The organism is Acetobacter sp. AAB5, assembly GCF_050106715.1.
Taxonomy (GTDB): domain Bacteria; phylum Pseudomonadota; class Alphaproteobacteria; order Acetobacterales; family Acetobacteraceae; genus Acetobacter; species Acetobacter oryzifermentans.
In genome coordinates, this window is the sequence record NZ_JBNIEW010000001.1 from 426,815 (window position 1) to 444,785 (window position 17,971).

Consider the following 17,971-nt stretch of genomic DNA (forward strand, 5'->3'; position numbering starts at 1 on the left):
CCTGAAAAAGCGGGAGCCTACCCCCTGACATGCTGAGCCCCGAACTCGGACACTACGCCCTTGCGCTGGCCTGCGTGCTTGCTGCCATACAAGGTATTCTCCCCCTTATGGGTGCACGCCGCCGCGATGTGCGGCTGATGGCATTGGCCCCCGGCCTTGCCATTGGCCAGCTTATTGCGCTGCTAACCTCTTTTCTCTGCCTGGTTTATGCCGCTGTTACGGATGATTTTTCTGTCCAGAACATTGCGGCCAACAGCGCGGTTTCCAAACCGCTGCTGTATAAAATTACCGGCGTGTGGGGGAACCACGAAGGCTCCATTCTTTTGTGGGCGCTTATTCTGGGCCTATGCGGCGCGGCTGTTGCCGCTTTTGGGCGCAACCTGCCTTCTGCCCTGCGCGCCCGCGTCATTGGCGTGCTGGGGCTGGTGGCCACCGGGTTTGAGCTGTTCTGCCTTACCACGTCTGATCCATTTGCCCGTATCTGGCCTGCGCCTATGGATGGGCAGGGCATGAACCCCCTGCTGCAAGACCCCGGCCTGGCTTTCCACCCACCTATTCTCTACACGGGTTATGTCGGCTTTGCCGTGCCATTTGCCTTTGCCATTGCCGCTTTGCTGGAAGGCCGGGTAGATGCCGCATGGGGCCGTTGGGTGCGCCCGTGGGCCGTGGCCGCGTGGTGCTTCCTAACCTGCGGAATCGCAATGGGGTCTTGGTGGTCTTATTACGTGCTGGGTTGGGGCGGTTACTGGTTTTGGGATCCGGTGGAAAATGCCTCGCTCATTCCGTGGCTAACTGGCACCGCCCTTATTCACTCCGCCATTGTGGTGGAAAAGCGCGAAGCCCTTAAAATCTGGACAGTGCTGCTGGCTATTGGCACGTTCTCGTTCTCGCTTTCCGGCACATTCCTTGTGCGTTCGGGCATCCTGAACTCTGTGCATGCCTTTGCGAATGACCCTGCACGCGGTGTGTTTATTCTGGGCTTGCTGGCTGTGGTGATTGGTGGCTCCCTGGCGCTATTTGCTTATCGCGCACCTTCGCTTACCTCCGGCGGGCTGTTTGCCCCGGTCTCGCGCGAAGGGGCATTGGTGCTGAACAACATTTTGCTGTGTTCGCTCTGCGCCGTAGTGCTAACGGGTACAATGTATCCGCCGTTTATGTCCCTGCTGTTTGACCGCACCATTTCTGTGGGCAAACCGTTTTTTGATGCCACCACCATTCCGCTGGCGCTGCCGCTTTTCATCTTCATGGGGTTTGGCCCCATGCTGCCGTGGAAGCGTGCGCAGCTTTGGCCCATTTTGCAAAAGCTATGGGTTGCCGCTGTTATCACCGCCATTGCTTGCGCCGTTGCAGCCTTTCGCCTTTCTGGCGTTCTGCCAATTCTGTGCGCCGCAGCTTCTATCTGGATTATTACATCCACCATTACGGATGTTGTAGAACGTGTGCGCCTGTTCCGTGCACCGCTTGCCACAAGCATTCAGCGTGCACGTATGTTGCCCCGCGCCATTATTGGCACCGCCATTGCACATATTGGCGTGGGCATTACGGTGCTTGGGCTTTCCGCCATGTCTCAGGCCCAGCATAAAATTGTGGAAGTGCCCATTGGCACCACAGAACATCTGGCTGGGTATGACTGGACACTTACAAACGTAAAGCAGGAACCGGGGCCAAACTACACCGCCATGGTGGGCACGTTAGAAGTGCGACACAACGGGCACCTTGTAACCGTTATGCACCCTTCCAAACGCAGCTTTAATACGCAAAACCAGACCACAACCGATGTGGCCATCCATACCAACCTGCTGGCAGATCTGTACGGTGTGCTGGGTGACAAACATGGGCCGGATAGCAACCCAACTTACGTGCTGCGCTTGCACTATAATCCGTTAGCTCCGTGGATGTGGCTGGGTGCGCTGGTTATGGCTTTTGGTGGCGCGCTTTCCCTGTCTGACCGTCGTGTCCGTGTGGGTGCGCCGCAGCGTGCCAAATCTTCTGCCGAAATGAGTGCAGCATCATGAGCAATTCAGAAACACCCCCCAATGCTTCCCGCCGTCGGCTGCTTATGGCTTTGCCATTGGCAGGGGCTGGCGTAGTGGGCGTTGCGTTTTGGAAAATGCTTTCCGGTATGGAGCATGGCTCCTTCAACCCGCATGATATCAATGCGCCAGTGCTTAACCGGCCCGTGCCAGATTTCACGCTGCCAGATCAGCCCCCCATGCAGGGCTTTAACACGCAGGACTTACGCAACCTGACACAGCCTGTGCTGGTGAACTTTTTTGCATCGTGGTGCATTCCCTGCCTTGCGGAAATGCCAACCCTGATGACGCTCAAAGACAAGCTGACCATGTGGGGCATTGCCTACAAGGACAGGCCAGAAAATGCGGAAAACTTTCTTAAGCATTCCGGCAACCCGTTCTCCCGTCTTGGAAGTGACCATGAAGGCAGGGTGGGTATTGAATGGGGTATTTCTGGCGTGCCAGAAACATTCCTAATCGGCCCCGGTGGCGTTATCCGCTGGCACACGGCAGCCCCCCTTACGGATGACATTCTGAGCCAGACACTTCTGCCTTTGGTTGAAAAGTTGAAAACGCCATGAACATGCGCCGTTTTCTGGCAGCCTCCTGCGTTGGGTTCTCCCTTATTGCGGCACCTGCACTGGTGCTGGCGGTGGATGACCCCATGGAAATGCTGCCCAACCCTCAGGATGAAGCGCGGGCTGAAGCCATTGGCTCCCAACTGCGCTGCCTTGTTTGCCAAAACGAATCTATCGAGGACAGTAGTGCTGGCTTAGCGCGAGACCTGCGCCGTGTGGTGCGTGAACACGTTGCCAAGGGTGAAAACAACCAGCAAATTATGGACTGGATGGTAAACCGCTATGGCAACTTTATCCGCCTGAAACCTGCATTTTCATTCAGCACCTTGCTGTTATGGTGCATGCCAGTTCTGGCGCTGCTGCTGGGGCTTGTATCGGCCCTTATCTTTTATCGCCGCCGCGCGGCTGCTCCGCCCTCTCCACCTCCGCTCACAGAAGAAGAAAAAGCCCGGCTGGCCCAGCTGACAAAGGATAAGGATAACGCCCCATGATCTGGCTTTCCATTGCCCTGCTCAGCCTGTTGGCTCTGGCCCCCGCCTGCGCCACATTATGGAAACGCACCCGCACCGTGCGGGATGAACGCAGCGCCGCTCTTGCCCTGCACGAAGCCCAATTGGCAGAAGTGGACCGTGACCTGACAATCGGGCTGATTGCCCCAACTGAGCATGAAATTGCGCGGCTGGAAATTCAGCGTCGCATTCTGGCGGCAGATAAAGCGCCATCCTCCGCCGATAACTCCCGTGCCGCCACAGCAGGCTGGATTGGCCTTGGCCTTGCGCCTGTGCTGGCCGTAGGCCTGTATCTGACAAATGGCGTGCCTTCCCTGCCCGCGCAGCCACTTGGCCCACGCCTTGCGGCCGAGCATATGCAGGACACAAAAAATGATATGCTGGTTGCCCGCCTGAAGCAGACATTGGCTACCCTACCACCAGGTGACCCTGCGCTACGCCAAGGCTATCTGCTTCTTGGGCAGGTTGAAGCCTCTCGCGAGCATTATGCAGAAGCCGCAGATGCGTGGAACCATGCTCTGGATATGGGTTTTGATGCCGAACTGGCCGCCCGTACGGCAGAAGCCATCACGCGCACCAACCATCAGGTTACGCCGCAAGCACTCGCACTTTTCCGCAAGGCGCTGGATGCGGCCCCACAGGATGCCACATGGCGCAGTGCGGTGCAGGCACGCATTGCACAAGGAGAGCACGATCAGGATAACCCCTGATCGGCGTTCGTCATATCATTTTAAGCGTTAAAGACCGCTACCTTCTGGGGCTATAACACGGCCCCAGATTTCTTCCTTCGCCCGCCGCTGGGGTGGACGGGGCTGGCAGGAAATAAAATACAGCCCAACTACAAAAACAATATTAGAAAACGCATTAAACCACATGGCCGAACTGAACGTTACCGGCGATGTAATGGCTTGATAAATCACGTAAAATGTAAACGGAATAGAGATAATGCGCACGCTAATCAGCATGTAACGCAAAGGGTTGGCCTTGCCCGGCTGCACCAATACGCGCAGGCGGCCCAACCCTATAAAAAACGTAACGCACAACGCCCATACCAGCACGTTAAAGATCATGTTTCCAAAATCGTTCATGCCGGTCACAACAAACACGGCAATAATGGAAACAGCAGATAGCAACAAAGAGCCGAGCTGGCAGCTCATCCCCACTTCAAAAGCGGTCAGACGTTCTGGCAATTTATCTGCCAAGGGCTGGCAGACTTCATCCAGCAGCCAGCTATCCATGCGTTTAATACGTTCGCCCAAATCCATGGCGTAATTCTACCGGATTCATGCGCAGGATGCACGCCTTCAACACATGCGCATTGCAGGCGTGCAGAAAATATTACGCCTGTTTGGTTTCTGCTCCGGCTTCTGGCAGCACGCCCTGTGGGGTCTGCTTATCCACTGCGGCAGGCAGAAAATGTGCCAAAGCCGTCAGCACCGTATCTGCGGGCAGGCCTGTTTTTGCGATCAGGTTATGCACCATATCGCTACCCAGAATGGTCTGAATTTCATCCGGAGTAGCAGGCACGTTACCACCTTGGCTCACCCATGAACGCACTTTATCACCCAGCCCGGCCTGATCTGCCCGCGTAAGCAGCGCCTCCAGATTCTGCGGCTGTAGCAAAGACTGCAACTGCTGCTGCAATGCCCCCTGCACATCCACGCCCAGAGCGCTTTCTACTTTACCAAGAATGTTTTGAAGGAAATCAGACATCGCGCCTACTTTCGTTTATCTTACTGCAACTGCGAACATAGTATATTCACAGTATTTTTCTATCTGGGAACATGATAGCTTATATGCGCAAGATTTATAAATAATTTCTGATCCCACGCGCGTTCATCGCCGGAAGACTGATAGCTGATATGCGTCTGAACCCACAAGGAAAAAGCAGGGAATCAGGCTACCCTGTGCGGCGTTCCTCCCTGTTTTTCGTTGTCAGGATAAAATAGTCGCCGTGCCCAGTCTCCCTATGTTTATCCTTGACCGGATCGGCCCTCTGCGCAATTTCCGCCCCCTGCACCGGCCGGGTGAACGCGGGAAGTTGCCTTTTGCTTGGCTGATCTCTCCTACACCTGCCGCCATCGGTTTTGCCGTGCGCACCACTGCCGCAGCCCTGCTTGCGTTGGTGATTGCGCTGTGGATGGAACTGGATGACCCGCAATGGGCGGCCATGACCGTATGGATTGTGGCGCAGGGCTCTCGCGGGGAAAGTCTTTCCAAGGCCAGATGGCGTCTGGTGGGCACGGCCATAGGGGTGGTGATGTCCATTACCCTTATTTCGGCCTTTAACCAGAATGCGTGGCTGTTCTTCCCCATTCTGTCTATTTGGGTTGGCACATGCTGCACCATGGCTACATTGGTGCGTAACTTCCGCTCCTACGCACTGGTGCTGGCCGGTTACACCACAGCCATTATTGCCATTGGCGCCATTCCGCACCCAGAAAACGTGTTTATGACGGCCATGTCCCGCGCATCCTATATTGTGCTGGGCATTGTGTGCGAGGGCACGTTGGCAGGCCTGTTTGCCCATAATCTGGCCGAAACAGCCCGCCGCAATATGCGTGATAAACTGCGTACGGCACTTTCCAACGTGTCCACCTCTGTTTCCAGCCTCTTGGCGGGGGATGAGGAAGCGCTGGTGCGTTCACGCGCCATGTTTGGCCCGCTGATTTCGATTAATGACCAGATCGAATTTTCCGAAGTGGAAATGGGCCCACACGGGCATGAAGGTGACCATGCACGCGCTGCACTGGCAGCCGTTTCCGTGCTGCTTTCACGCGGTTTGGGCATGGCTGTGCGCCTGCAATATGTGCAGACAGATCAGCCCGCTTTCCGTGAGACAGCAGCCCATGTGAGCGAGTTTCTGACCACCGTTCCCAACCGGCTTGATTCTGATGAAAGCGTGCAGGAGCTGTTGCATGATCTGCAATTGCTGCGCGCTGAATGCCATCAGCGGGTGGTCGATGCGCTTTCGCAGGAAATTGACACGGCGTTTGATGACAACCCCGCAAATGATACGGACATTCCCGCCCTGTTGGATGGCCGCATTCTGCACAACGCGCTGGATGAACTGCTGGGTGAACTGGAACAGGCCATCCGGGAATATGATGCCAGCCAGCACTTTATTCGTGGGGATCACTTCCACTTCCGTTTGCAAGCCCACGTAGATAAGCGCGAGGCCGTTTATAATGGTGTGCGTGCCATGGTGGCCATTACGGCTGCCGGGCTGGTGTGGGAATGTACAGCGTGGCCCGCAGGTTTGGGCTTTATTACCTTTGTGGCCATTGTTTGCGGGCTGTTTGCAACGCGAGAAAACCCGGTTGTTGCCTCCTCACAATTCATGATCGGTGGCATATGGGCGGCTATTGTCTCATTCTTTCTGGTATTTCTTGTACTGCCGACAGAGGCAGATTACGAAATGCTGGTGGGCACGCTGGCCCTGCCCATGATTGCAGGCGGCCTGGCAGCCCGTAACGCAGGCACAGCCCTGCATTCTGCCGCTTATACGCTGTTGTTGCCAAACTTTGTGCACCCGCTCAACCAAGGCCGCCAGAACGAAGTGGCGTGGTTTAACTCCACCGCGGCCGTGTTGTTGGGCGTGTTTTTTGCCGTGCTGATTTTCCGGGCCGTGCTGCCCTTTAACAATAATGCAGAACGCTGGCGCATGCGCCGCACTATGCTGCATGATTTGCGCACATTGGCATCTGCCGAGCCCATGCCTGAAACGCGAGACTGGATTGGCCGCAACATTGACCGGTTTGCCCGCCTGATCCGCCATGCCGGCCCTACGCCTTCCCCCACCATTGAAGGCTGCTTGCAGGGCACGCTGGCTGCCATGACCATCGGGCTCAATATTATCCGTTTGCGCACGCTGCTTAAACGCAACCAGATTCCACCAGCAGCCAAACGCGCCATTGAAATTGTTATGAAGCGTATGAGCCGCTTTACCGGCAAATATGGCCACACGGCACACGCAGCAAGGGTTGCAACATCTGCCCTGCGCCGCATGGAAGCAATGGAGCCCAATATTTCTACCCGTATCGAGCTTACGCGCGCCATTGCCTACCTGATTGTGGTCTCGCACGAGTTGGATGCCAACGCTGTATTTTTGGATGCTTCCAAGCCCTACCGCGCCGTATAAACGCACCTATAATCAAGCTGTTAAAGAGCCGGACTTTTGTTCCGGCTCTTTTTTTGTCAGATGCTCAAGAAGTTGTTATAACAACGTCTTCAATCTGGGGCATCGGGCTGCGTGGTTTCATTTTCATTTCCATTCCAATCGTATCGCGGCCTGCATGCCAGAATACACAGCGGGTCTTCCTTCCCCCTGGCATGGCTTATTGCCCCAGCCCCGGCTGATCTGGGCTTTGCCCTGCGCACCACCGTAGCGGCATTTATTGCTCTTAGCTTGGCTTTGTGGATGGAAATGGACAGCCCCCAATGGGCCGCCATGACCACATGGATTGTGGCGCAGAACTCTCGCGGGCAAAGTGTTTCCAAAGCCAAATGGCGGTTGATTGGCACTTGTATTGGCGCTGTAGCTGGTATTGCGTTTTTGGCTGCGTTTCCGCAGGAGCCGTGGCTTGTTTTTCCCTTTCTGGCCATATGGGCTGGTGGTTGCTGTGCCATTGCAACATTTCTGCGCAATTTTCGGTCTTACGCGCTGGTTCTTGTGTCCTTCACCACCACTATTATTGTGCTGAGTGCCGCCAACCAGCCTGACAACGTGTTCATGATCGCGCTTTCCCGCACCACCTACATTACGCTGGGTATTGTGTGCGAAAGCCTGCTGGCTGCCTTGTTTGCCCCACGCCTTGAGCACGTAGCCCAGCAGGAAATGCGAGAGCGCTTGCTAGGTGCCTTGCAGGGGGCATGCTCTGGCGTGCAAGGGCTGCTGCGCAACCAGCCCGATGGGCTACTACGCTCTCGCGCTTTGCTGGGCAGCATTCCATCTCTGGCAGATCAGACAGAGTTCAGTGAAATTGAAATGGGCCCTCACAACCATGCGGGAGACCACGCACGCGCCAGCCTGAACGCTGTTTCCGCCTTTTTGGCCCGCGGGATGACACTGCATATTCACATGCAAGCAGCCGCCCCTGTGCCATCAGATTTTCAACACGCTATTGATGATATCTGCACGCTTCTCACCGTATTACCGGCAGAACTGCAACAGGATACCACCATAACGGCGGCAACACGGGCGCGCGCCCAAATCCGGCTTTATCGCACCCGCAGCCAACAACGTGGCATAGACCGGCTGGTGAGGTTCCAGCTTCTGCAACAGCAAGATGCCCCCACCACCCAACAGCAACGGCGTGATTTGCTTGAAGGGCGTATTCTGGAATCCGCTTTGGCCAAATTGCTGATGGAACTGGACCTTGTTCTGGAGCACTTTATTGCCACCCAAACCCCCAGCAGGTCTGATCACTTCCGGTTTGACCGTCATCCTGCAAAAGATGTGCTTCTGGCCACCAATAACGGCATCCGGTCTGCCGCAGCCATTTGCGCGGGTGGTTTGTTATGGGAAATTACGGCATGGCCGGATGGCTCTACCCTTGCCATGTTTGTGGCTGTTACCAGCACGCGCTTTTCTTCCTTTGAAAATCCGGTACATGCGGCCAGCGGCTTTTTCCGTGGCGCGGTATGGGCGGCTGTTATTTCCTTTGTTCTCTGTTTTGTGGTGTTGCCGCAGCAGTCTGGGATAGAAACGCTGCTGGCATCACTCTTTTTCCCCATGTTGGTCGGTGGGCTGGCCTTGCGGGCCCCCGGCAGCATTGCAGGCACAGCAGCGGCCTATAATAACTTCCTGCCCTTTATGGTGGGGCCAGCCAACCATAACCGCATGGATGAGCTGACATGGTTTAACACCACCCCTGCTGTTGTTCTGGGTATTGGGTTGGGAATATGGGTGTTTCGGCTTGTGCTGCCATTTGATGCGGCGGGAGAACGCTGGAGGCTGCGCCGCAAAGTGGTGCGTGATTTACGCCTGATGGCCAAAGGCCGCCTGACATTTACCTCCGCCCAATGGATAGCACGTTCGGGAGACAGGCTTGCGCAGATTATCCGCCATGCTGGCACCCACCCGAATGCCCTGGTGGAAGCCTACCTAACCGGCGCTATGAGCGCGATGACAACTGGTTTGCTTATTTTGCGCCTGCACAATGTGCTGTCTCACAAGCTTTTATCTGCCGATCAAGGCCAGCAAATTGCGCATGTGCTGGAAACAATCAGCCACATCAAAGGCTATACACAGGCCCCGGCCCTTGCTTCTGCCCACGCCATGCAGGCCCTTTTGCCTGCGGCCATGGTAGAACGAAACCTATCCCAACAAATAGACCTTGTGCGGGCCATAGGGGCGCTGGAGGTGTTGCAGCATGAGTTTACAGCCCATGCCGCATTTATGGATATCACCCAGCGCTTTCACCTTGCTGATGCCCCGGAGCGACTGGCGGCCTAAACCCTTTAGTGCTGCTCCACATCATGGAAGCGCGTGTAATCCACCGCAATGCGGCCATCTGGGCGAGAGACCACAATATCTACAAACCGATGGTTATTGCGCACGCGGTCAAACCTGTAAGCCGTTCTGGCAAACACTGTTTGGCCCAAGGCCTCATCCGTGCCGGTAACTGTTACAATAATTTCGGCTTCCTCGGTTTCCAGTTCCGCCATTGTTTTACCGTGTAAGGGGCTATCCGGCCCGATCACATGCGCCATTACAAAGGCAAACCGCAGCACCGGCACATGAGATTGCACAAGTAATAGCTGGTCAAACTTGCGCACCAGATGCCCATTTTCCCCCATAACCAAGCGGGAAAGCGCTACTTCTACATCCACAGAAAGAATGACGCTGACACGCAAATTGGCAATACGAATACACAGCGCGGGAATACCACTTTCACTGCTGACAACAGCGGTATTACTGAACATGATACGGGCACGTGGCCGGGCAAAACGGGCAAAGAGCAAGCCGGTTGCCACGGCTGTTAACATCATGCCGATAAACACTTCCAACGAGACAATGGCATTAGCGTAAATGCCAACAGGTGTCATGCCGCCGTAACCCACGGTGGAAAGCGTTTGCACACTGAAAAAGAACAGTGAAAGCAAAGTATGCTGGCCGTCGCTCGTAATCTGGTTTGGTGCCACCATATACAGCAGCGCAAATATAAAATTGATAAGCAGGTAAGAAAACACAGCCACAGCCGTAAAAGCGGGCCAGCTTGCTGTAAGGGCGTGATGGTACAAATCTGTCCATACGCTATCCTTCAGCCCCACACGCACAACATCGTGGTGGCCTTTTTCTTCTACCAGCGCATGCGCTCTAAAACGCTTAGCGGCTTCACGCGTGCTTAAAGAAAAACGCCCGCTTTCCTTCTTTTTCTGCGCTGCAGAAGACCCACCCACATCCTCTAACGGCGTGTGGCGAATTTCCTTATCAATCTGGCTTTTCTTCCTGTACTTGCGCAATAGTCTTTTCATAATCACCGCTCCACGCACCGGCCCGGTATGGGGATGCGCCCTCTGTTGCGGTGATACACGGCACAGCCTTAGCGTGCCTCAACAATTCTGCATGGAACCCCTGCAAACTCCCGCCAAAAATAGATAAAAACGCTAAGTTTTTATGAAGATCGGGCTGCGTTTAGAAAACGTGCGGTTTTGTAGATAATCTTTTCAAAAAAACCGTTTTGCGCCCTCATGCTGCTGGGCGTGCCTATCACTTCTACCTGATCCAGATGCAGCACCGTGTGCCCAAGGGCTTGCACCCGCACAAAACGCGCCATGACGGGTTTGGGTAAAACCACATGCAAGGGCGCAGAATCCGCGCCGCCAAAATGCGTATCATCCCGTTTGGTAAAAACCGTGTGCCAATCTGTGCCATTATGAGAGACAAGAATATTCAACTGCACACAGCATTCTTTTTGATCTAGCCGATTGTACAGCACAACGTCCTGCACCCTGCACATCTGCTCCAGATCGACCTGCCACCACGGATCATCTTCAAAATCTGTATGAAAACCATATCCGCCGTTTATCAGCCCATCGTTCCCACCAGAGGCTTCGCGCGCAGCATCATGAGACCATGACCATTGTGATACGGTGGACAACATGGCGGGCCGATGGCGGGAAAGAATGTTTCCGGTATCCTTGTTTAAATGAAACAGAGCCTGTTCCAGCCTATCAAGCACCTGCGCACTGGCTTGCGGGGGCGCACAGGACTGAAACGCACATACTTCTGGCCAGTATTGCGGATACTTTTGCTGCACATAGGCGTAGCCCTGCCGATAAAGGTCTGCAAAGCGGCTGTCCTGATAATCCAGATACGTGCCTTGCTGCGTGTAACCCCCATAAGACCACGTGGCCCCTACTACGCCCAAACCTGCAATAAAGCGAAAATCATACTGGCTGATTTCCCCCAATGCGGAAGATCTCTGCTGCCCCACTGGGCGTGTATGCTCTACTGGGCTGGCATCCATAACCCATATATCGCGCCAACCCAGCATCATGGGCCAAAGCAGATCCAGCCCGAACCCTGTGCCTGCGCGTGAAAAACGGAAAGTGGGCAGCGCCTGATGCAAAAAATCCCGCTGCATGCATGGCGCCATAATTTCTGCAAACGTAGAGGCGCGCGCCACAAAATTTTGATTCTGCAAAGTGGAAAGGTGGCTACAAAAAGAACCCGGCGTAAGTGCCGGAGCCGCCAATTTGGCTTTATACTGCCTGCACGCAGCAAAAAAATGGTTCCACGTTTCTGCCGTAGCTAACAAATCATCATCCGGAAAACAGATATAATCGTACTGCTTCCAGCCATCCCACTCTGTTAAAAAACGATACAGACCATCCCACTTATGGCCCGGCACTATCTGGCCGGGAAGGCCTTGCATATCCACTGGCTGAAACGGGCATAAAACCAGATCCCATTCCGGCACGCCCCCTTTCAACCATTCTGGGTGCAGGGAGTGAGCACCACAGCGTGCAATAATCAGATTCCGCTGCATTACCCCAGCCGCTTACGCCTTACACGTTTTACTGTGCGTCTTTTTCTTCAAACGGACGCAGGGAAACACCTCCGGCATCTCGCGCCCAAGCTGCGGCATCATCCTCTGGTGGCACGTAATTGCCTTTGGTGATGGAACCATGCGCCAGTGTTTGCACATCCATCCGGTTCAAGCCGCTAGACTGCGCTGCCGCGCTTTGCGCTGCACGTTCCCACAACGCGCGGGCTTTTTGCTGATCCCCCTGAGCAGAAGCAATACGTGCGGCAAGTGCGAGTGCCCGTGCCATATCACGGTAAGATCCATCATTACGCCGCAGATCAGCCGCCTGCACGGCTAAGGCTTCTGCCTGCTGTGGTGCGGATTGGCGTAACACACGGGCCTGAATTTCCGCCTGATCTGCCTGCTGTGTGGCAGAAAGCGGCTTTTTAAGGCTTGCAAGATAAGCCGCAGCTTTTTGCAGATTTGCGCTATCAGATTGCGCATCTGCAGCAAGCCCCAGCACCAAAGCTGCCCTGCCCGCCAAAGCGCTATCGGATGACTGCATAGCCTGTGTGGCGGATGATATGGCAGAACTGTAATGGCCCAGCCTGTAATGTGCAGCGGCTTCTACCAGATCAAGCGAGTACAATTGCGTTTGCCCACGCACACCAGCGGCCTGCCGTGTAGCCTGTGCGGTTTGCAAAGCTTTATCCGGCGTGTTTGCTGCCAGTTGCGCTACTGCCAGATCATACCCTGCCTCTGTTATCGCGCTGACATCATCCCGTAGCAAAGCCAGATCTGCGGCTTTGCGATACTGCGTAACGGCCACAGTATAACGCCCCAGCTCAAAGGAATCTCGCCCGGCTGTCATGGCCTGATCCCATGCGGCATCATCCTGCGCGGTGGGTTTATCCTGCGCAGCACCGCCGCACCCGGCCAACAAAAGAGGCAAACACAAAACAGCCGCAGCGGGAGAAAAATATCTCATGGCCGCACCTGCTTAGGTGACAGACGGTTATGCCGTATCACTTTTTGTCCCCCCAGTAGCCACATGCCCCGTAGCTGGTCTGTTAGTTTTTCCAGCCCGTAAAGTGTGGTTTGCGCCTGCGCCAGCAATGCTGGCAGATCTGCGGTGCTGGCATCCAGATTAGCCGCAATACCCGGCAGATGCGGTGTTGCGCCCTTTAAATCGTGCGAGGCCCCTTTCAGGTTTGCCACTGTGGCATCGGTTTTGTTCATGATGCCAGAAATCTGGTTTTCAATCGGTTTCAGGCGGTCAATCACCCCATTGAGCGAAACAATAGTGGCTTCTGCCTGTTTGATCAGCTGATCATTCGTCATCAACTGGCCAACTGTGCCCTTGCCTGCGTGCATATCACTAATGGTGCCATCAAGCTGTGCCATCATGTGCCGTGCACTTGCCAGTGCGGGCATGATTTCGGCCTGAATGCTGTTGAGCGTAGCGGTAATCTGGTCTGCCGGGTTGGGCGCTGGCGTTGCGCTTACAACTGCGTAGCTCCAATCCATTGGCTCCCCATGCCCGCGGCTGAGATCCAGATAAGCGGCACCTGTTACAATTAACTGTTTGCGGATAATGGCCGAACTATCACGCCGGATAAACGGCTTGGCCTGTGGGTCCAGATCCACCAGCGCATACATGTTGCCAGACGGGTTGAGCTTAATGGAACGAATGGTGCCGGCATGCGCACCCATAAGTTGCACATCGCCCCCAACCGTAAGGCCACCCACGCCAGAAGCTGGCAGCACCACGCGCAAGCGTGCTGGCGGGGTTAACCAATCTCGCAGCACGCCGGCTTCAATCACCGCGCCTGCAAAAATAACAAGGCTGAGAAGAACAAGAAATCCAACCCATTCATCTGCATAACGCAGAGAAATAAGAGGTTTCACTTTCTGTCTTAAGCGGAGCTGGAACATTATGCCATCCGTACTGCTACTAGGCCATCATCAGCAAGACGCCATGTGGAGGTAATACCCTGCCGGTAACTTTGCCAAACGGCATTGCTGCGCACCAGCCAGATTACGCCTGCCCCTCTATCCCGCGCCTCTGTTACCGAAGATAGGAAAGAGTTGTACAGTTCGGGCGGGCCACCCTCCAGCGGGTCTTCCAAAAGCAGCAAATGTGGCTGCCCCATAAAAGCCCGCACGCATGAAACGCGCGTAAGATCCGTATCAGAAAGCAAGGATGGGCTGATTGTAGGCACTCCCGGCAAGCCAAAACTTTCTGAACGCCGCACAGCCTCTGCCACCAGATCATCCAAAGTGCGAGTGGTGTGGTGCAACTGCTGCAAAATAATACCCAAGTGCGTGGGCATAAACTCCGCCCAACTGGCCCGGCGTGTAATGCGCCCGATACGCCCGCGCAGTGCGTTCAGTTCCCGATCTTGCAGGTTGGCCCAATCCAGCCCCATAAAGCTGACCTGCCCACTTTCCAGCTCCACCATACCGCTGCACAAATCTGCAAACATGGTGGCGCGGCTTGGGTCTCGCGCTTCTACAATCATACATTCACCGGGCATCAGCTTCATGCTGAAGGGCACTGGCGGCAGGCCGCTATCCTCAAAGGAAGGCACCGCCTTGTTTAATTCCAGAAGTGGGCCTGCTGAATACGTCTCCATCTTACAGATCCAGACTAAACAGAACGCTCACCATCATCACAATCAGCATCCCGCGGGAAAAGCCGCGTGGCAGCAAGGTGCGTAGTGAATCTTCATTGGTGGCGGTCAGGCCTGTCAGGCAGCCGCCAAGCCCCACCACAAAACCAACCATGATAAATTTAAGCGGAATAACGGCATAATCGGTTACAGACATGGCCGCAGCCACATCATCCAGAAATGTCCAGATCGGGTTTGTAATCACGCCGGAAATACGGCTCATGACATACCCGGTTATCAATGATGACATGGAAAACAGAATGCCCAGCGTAAACCCAGCTACGGTAAACGCCAGCGTGCGCGGCAGAACCAGCAGCAGGAACGGGTCCATCCCGACAGACTGCATAGACCGCACCTGCCCGCCAATGGTCAGCAGCCCTAGCTCTGTGGCGGACAGCATGCCATTGCGCCCCAGCAGCAGAATGCCCACCAGAATGGGTGCAATTTCACGGATAACCACATTGACCAGAATGGAGCCTGTCATTTTGGCAAGGCCGGTCAAACCCAACCAGTAAATAACCTGAGAAACAGCAGCCACACCCGTAAGCATACCGGCAAACAGTGATGCACTTACACCGCCGCCGATAATGTTGTTCATGGTGGTTACAAATTCGTACCTTACCGTGCGGCGCCATGCGTGAGAACGAAAGCTCTCAAAAATAACGCCCCAGCCTGCCCCCAGAACAACCAGAAAAAACCGTGCCTGCCTGCGCACAAGCCGGCCAATCCATGCCAGCTTTCTGCGTATCCATTCGTGCAGCGGAACACGCTTGGCAGGTTTATGCGCATCTGTTTGCAGAATCAGGTCTGGTTCATCATCCGACGGCAGATTGGGGCCGCCTGTTTGCTGGCTCCCGCTCATCGCCTTGCCGCCAATGTATAGGCACGCCCCAGCCCCAGATGCGGTGCAAAGAAGGAGCCACGGCTCCGGAACAGATACCTGTCACGCAACACGCCATAAACACGCTCTGTAACCTGAATAGTGCCGGGATCTGCCGCCCCCTGTGCCATCAGCTCAGCCAAAGAGACGGTTTGCCCCCACAGGTTAAACACCTTGGGTTCGTTCCCAACCGCGCCACCAAATGCCGGGCCGTAATCAATGCCCATGGTAAACACTGGCTCCAGATCTGCTGCGGCCAGAGACGCCATGAAGATTTCACGCATTTTAAGCGCAGCATCTGCAATACGAACAATGGCTGTAACATCTGGCGTTGGCAGGCAACCCGCCATGCAGATCATGCGATGGCCCGCCACTTCTACGGCAAACAGTTTTTCTTCCTGCGCGACAGACTGCACATCTGCCGCCAGTTGATTGATAAGCGCGATCAGGGCCTCGGTTTCTTTTTCCCCTTCCACTACGGGGTCAGAGAATGTGATGACCAACACAGCAACAGACGGATAAATACTGGCAGAATTAACGGCTGCGGCTTCTGGCGCCTTCATCAGTATATTATCAGATTTAGGCGCTGGCGCATCCAAGGTAGCAACCTGCTGCCCGGCATCTACAATTTGGCTGGTCTGGTTATTGAGCAGTTGCACCTGTGCGGCAAAACGCAGGGCCGCCACTCCGGCCATAAGATCAAGGAAGTAAAGCAGATGCGGCTGAAGATGCGGATCTTCCAGCATAATCGCACCCTCCACCCCATGCGGGCCATGCACGGGGCATACAGCCAATGCTTTTGTGCCCAGTTCACGCATGGTTAAACGTTCAAACCGCGTGGTGCGCGGGTCCACGGCTGCATTTTCAACCGAGAACGCATTCCCTTCCTCTATCGCGGAAAAGAACGGCCCCAATTCTGTACGGGCCATTTCAAAACCGCCGGAATGTGTGTTTTGCGTTTGGTCATACGCATCTTCACACACCATAGCTGCGCCATCATGCAGGAAACGCCAAAGCGTGGCACGCCGGGCACCTGTTACAAGCGTTAACTGTTCTGTCAGGCTAAGAGGTTCCACCGTGGGGTCAAACAAACGCGGCGCAACGGCCACCTGCTGCACAGCAGAGCTTTCGCGCTGGATCTGCTCTTTCTGTTTTCCCAAAAGGCGCGTGCTGTATTCTGTCCGCCGCACCTGCCGCACCAGCAGCCCTGCAAGCACAAGCGAGAAAACCGTAATAATGGCCAAAAACTGCAAGCTCTGGTGGCTGCTTTGGCGTGCAAAGGATCCGAAATCACTTTCGGGCGCGGCCATCAGCAAAATCCAGCTATCGGAATAGCGTGGCAAAGCTGCGGCAATGGTAATGTAATCCGTGCCATCCCACGTAACATGCCGTGGCCCAACACCACGCACACGGTAATGATCATACCCCAACGCAAAAACCGGGTAGGCATTGCGGTCCAGTACCATTTTATCTGGGTCCCACCCTGCGGCCTTGGCCTGCTGCGTGAGATTTTTACCGGCAATAAACAGGCCCTTGCTATCCACAATCATGGCGGAGCCAGTTTTACCAACCTTGATCTGATCCAGATAAGAGCTGAGTTCGTTCAGGGAAATATTGGTGGCAAACACCATTGTATGGCCAGCGTCTGTCTTGAACCGCAAAGAACTGGTCATGACAAACTGGCTGGTGGTGGGGAACAGGTGTGGCTTTGTCCACGTTACTTTATCTGTTCCGGCAGTATTTTTATACCAATCCCGCGTACGTGGATCATACCCCTTGGCATCTTCTTCCGTTTCGGAAATTTTCTGCCCGCTATCATCCCAAAATGCGTGATGGAAATATGTGTGGCCGTTTTTTTCAATCAGGCGCACATGCTCCTGCACACCTTTTTGCGCTGCACGGGCGATGAGCATGAAATGCCCATCATCATCCGCCAAATAAAAAGACTGCAACTGCGGAATCTTCCGCAACATGGTGCTGCCGTAAGAATAAAAAACCTTGTCTTCCACCTGTGCAGGGGCATGCTCTATCATGCCCGAAGCAATCAGATTACCGGTTGCGGCAGGCAGAATATAATCTGTAACCTGCTGCACAATATACTGCTGCACAGCACCCATAAGCTGGTGCGTAAGGGTGGAAACGCCTTCCTTGGTGGTGCGGTAGGAATTTACCCCCACCAGCGCAATGGCCAGCACGGCCATAACCGTAACAACAAATGGCAGAACAAGGTGCAGCAGAACCCTTCGGACAGAAGCATCGTGCTGGACTGTGGGATCTATGATCTCTTCAGAAGACACGAGATAAGGTTCCGCTGCTTTACCGGTTATTCAAAACCTGATTCTGGC

15 protein-coding genes are annotated in these 17,971 nt (G+C 54.8%); 6 read left to right on the forward strand and 9 right to left on the reverse strand.

The window, feature by feature from the left end; translation table 11 throughout:
• The first annotated feature begins 29 nt into the window (after positions 1-29).
• The 4 genes from ACP7IZ_RS02005 to ccmI are packed head-to-tail and all read left to right on the forward strand — an operon-like array spanning position 30 to position 3,809.
• The gene (locus ACP7IZ_RS02005) at positions 30-2,015 is read left to right on the forward strand and encodes a heme lyase CcmF/NrfE family subunit (RefSeq protein ID WP_426847615.1); all 1,986 of its coding nucleotides are present in this window, start codon (positions 30-32) and stop codon (positions 2,013-2,015) included.
• Entirely contained in the window at positions 2,012-2,593 is a 582-nt protein-coding gene (locus ACP7IZ_RS02010; RefSeq protein ID WP_063353840.1) for a DsbE family thiol:disulfide interchange protein, read from the forward strand. Before ACP7IZ_RS02005 ends, ACP7IZ_RS02010 begins: the two co-directional genes overlap by 4 nt.
• The gene (locus tag ACP7IZ_RS02015) at positions 2,590-3,081 is read left to right on the forward strand and encodes a cytochrome c-type biogenesis protein (protein ID WP_006116089.1); all 492 of its coding nucleotides are present in this window, start codon (positions 2,590-2,592) and stop codon (positions 3,079-3,081) included. The genes ACP7IZ_RS02010 and ACP7IZ_RS02015 overlap by 4 nt, the downstream gene beginning before the upstream one ends.
• Positions 3,078-3,809 (forward strand): c-type cytochrome biogenesis protein CcmI, encoded by a 732-nt coding sequence (gene ccmI, locus ACP7IZ_RS02020; RefSeq protein ID WP_006116090.1) that lies wholly within the window; start codon positions 3,078-3,080, stop codon positions 3,807-3,809. Before ACP7IZ_RS02015 ends, ccmI begins: the two co-directional genes overlap by 4 nt.
• Positions 3,810-3,836: 27 nt before the next feature.
• Here the strand turns inward: ccmI and ACP7IZ_RS02025 are convergent, their stop codons facing one another.
• Positions 3,837-4,364 carry a hypothetical protein gene (locus ACP7IZ_RS02025; protein ID WP_019090011.1) on the reverse strand — a complete coding sequence of 176 codons (528 nt, stop codon included), beginning with the start codon at positions 4,362-4,364 and terminating at the stop codon, positions 3,837-3,839.
• Between the two features lie 73 nt (positions 4,365-4,437).
• A complete protein-coding gene (locus ACP7IZ_RS02030) occupies positions 4,438-4,812 on the reverse strand; it encodes a YidB family protein (RefSeq protein ID WP_426847616.1) in 375 nt (124 codons plus the stop codon).
• A gap of 241 nt (positions 4,813-5,053) precedes the next feature.
• Here ACP7IZ_RS02030 and ACP7IZ_RS02035 point away from each other — a divergent pair, with 241 nt between their 5' ends.
• Together ACP7IZ_RS02035 and ACP7IZ_RS02040 are read left to right on the forward strand one after the other, a co-directional pair.
• Positions 5,054-7,240, forward strand: coding sequence for an FUSC family protein (locus ACP7IZ_RS02035; RefSeq protein ID WP_426847617.1), 2,187 nt, complete (start codon positions 5,054-5,056; stop codon positions 7,238-7,240).
• A gap of 111 nt (positions 7,241-7,351) precedes the next feature.
• Complete coding sequence (locus tag ACP7IZ_RS02040; RefSeq protein WP_426847618.1) at positions 7,352-9,556, forward strand: FUSC family protein; 2,205 nt, start codon at positions 7,352-7,354, stop codon at positions 9,554-9,556.
• Between the two features lie 5 nt (positions 9,557-9,561).
• Here the strand turns inward: ACP7IZ_RS02040 and ACP7IZ_RS02045 are convergent, their stop codons facing one another.
• The 7 genes from ACP7IZ_RS02045 to ACP7IZ_RS02075 all read right to left on the reverse strand — a co-directional run bounded on the left by ACP7IZ_RS02045 (position 9,562) and on the right by ACP7IZ_RS02075 (position 17,923).
• Positions 9,562-10,596, reverse strand: coding sequence for an ion channel (locus tag ACP7IZ_RS02045; RefSeq protein WP_426847619.1), 1,035 nt, complete (start codon positions 10,594-10,596; stop codon positions 9,562-9,564).
• Between the two features lie 122 nt (positions 10,597-10,718).
• On the reverse strand, positions 10,719-12,095 hold the full coding sequence (locus ACP7IZ_RS02050) for a discoidin domain-containing protein (RefSeq protein WP_426847621.1): 1,377 nt from the start codon (positions 12,093-12,095) through the stop codon (positions 10,719-10,721).
• A gap of 28 nt (positions 12,096-12,123) precedes the next feature.
• Positions 12,124-13,062: a hypothetical protein gene (locus ACP7IZ_RS02055; RefSeq protein ID WP_426847622.1), complete on the reverse strand. Its 939-nt coding sequence runs from the start codon at positions 13,060-13,062 to the stop codon at positions 12,124-12,126.
• Positions 13,059-14,009 (reverse strand): MlaD family protein, encoded by a 951-nt coding sequence (locus tag ACP7IZ_RS02060; protein WP_426847623.1) that lies wholly within the window; start codon positions 14,007-14,009, stop codon positions 13,059-13,061. Before ACP7IZ_RS02060 ends, ACP7IZ_RS02055 begins: the two co-directional genes overlap by 4 nt.
• A complete protein-coding gene (locus ACP7IZ_RS02065; RefSeq protein WP_426847624.1) occupies positions 14,009-14,710 on the reverse strand; it encodes an ABC transporter ATP-binding protein in 702 nt (233 codons plus the stop codon). Before ACP7IZ_RS02065 ends, ACP7IZ_RS02060 begins: the two co-directional genes overlap by 1 nt.
• Position 14,711: 1 nt before the next feature.
• Positions 14,712-15,608 (reverse strand): MlaE family ABC transporter permease, encoded by an 897-nt coding sequence (locus tag ACP7IZ_RS02070; protein WP_426847625.1) that lies wholly within the window; start codon positions 15,606-15,608, stop codon positions 14,712-14,714.
• Positions 15,605-17,923 carry an adenylate/guanylate cyclase domain-containing protein gene (locus ACP7IZ_RS02075; protein WP_426847626.1) on the reverse strand — a complete coding sequence of 773 codons (2,319 nt, stop codon included), beginning with the start codon at positions 17,921-17,923 and terminating at the stop codon, positions 15,605-15,607. Before ACP7IZ_RS02075 ends, ACP7IZ_RS02070 begins: the two co-directional genes overlap by 4 nt.
• Between the last annotated feature and the right edge of the window lie 48 nt (positions 17,924-17,971).

Excerpts from the sequence above, each read along its gene's own strand:
- ccmI (WP_006116090.1), top strand. The coding sequence starts at position 3,078 with ATGATCTGGCTTTCCATTGCCCTGCTCAGCCTGTTGGCTCTGGCCCCC.
- ACP7IZ_RS02015 (WP_006116089.1), top strand. The coding sequence starts at position 2,590 with ATGAACATGCGCCGTTTTCTGGCAGCCTCCTGCGTTGGGTTCTCCCTT.
- ACP7IZ_RS02060 (WP_426847623.1), bottom strand. The coding sequence starts at position 14,009 with ATGTTCCAGCTCCGCTTAAGACAGAAAGTGAAACCTCTTATTTCTCTG.
- ACP7IZ_RS02005 (WP_426847615.1), top strand. The coding sequence starts at position 30 with ATGCTGAGCCCCGAACTCGGACACTACGCCCTTGCGCTGGCCTGCGTG.
- ACP7IZ_RS02055 (WP_426847622.1), bottom strand. The coding sequence starts at position 13,062 with ATGAGATATTTTTCTCCCGCTGCGGCTGTTTTGTGTTTGCCTCTTTTG.
- ACP7IZ_RS02030 (WP_426847616.1), bottom strand. The coding sequence starts at position 4,812 with ATGTCTGATTTCCTTCAAAACATTCTTGGTAAAGTAGAAAGCGCTCTG.
- ACP7IZ_RS02065 (WP_426847624.1), bottom strand. The coding sequence starts at position 14,710 with ATGGAGACGTATTCAGCAGGCCCACTTCTGGAATTAAACAAGGCGGTG.
- ACP7IZ_RS02050 (WP_426847621.1), bottom strand. The coding sequence starts at position 12,095 with ATGCAGCGGAATCTGATTATTGCACGCTGTGGTGCTCACTCCCTGCAC.
- ACP7IZ_RS02070 (WP_426847625.1), bottom strand. The coding sequence starts at position 15,608 with ATGAGCGGGAGCCAGCAAACAGGCGGCCCCAATCTGCCGTCGGATGAT.
- ACP7IZ_RS02010 (WP_063353840.1), top strand. The coding sequence starts at position 2,012 with ATGAGCAATTCAGAAACACCCCCCAATGCTTCCCGCCGTCGGCTGCTT.
- ACP7IZ_RS02025 (WP_019090011.1), bottom strand. The coding sequence starts at position 4,364 with ATGGATTTGGGCGAACGTATTAAACGCATGGATAGCTGGCTGCTGGAT.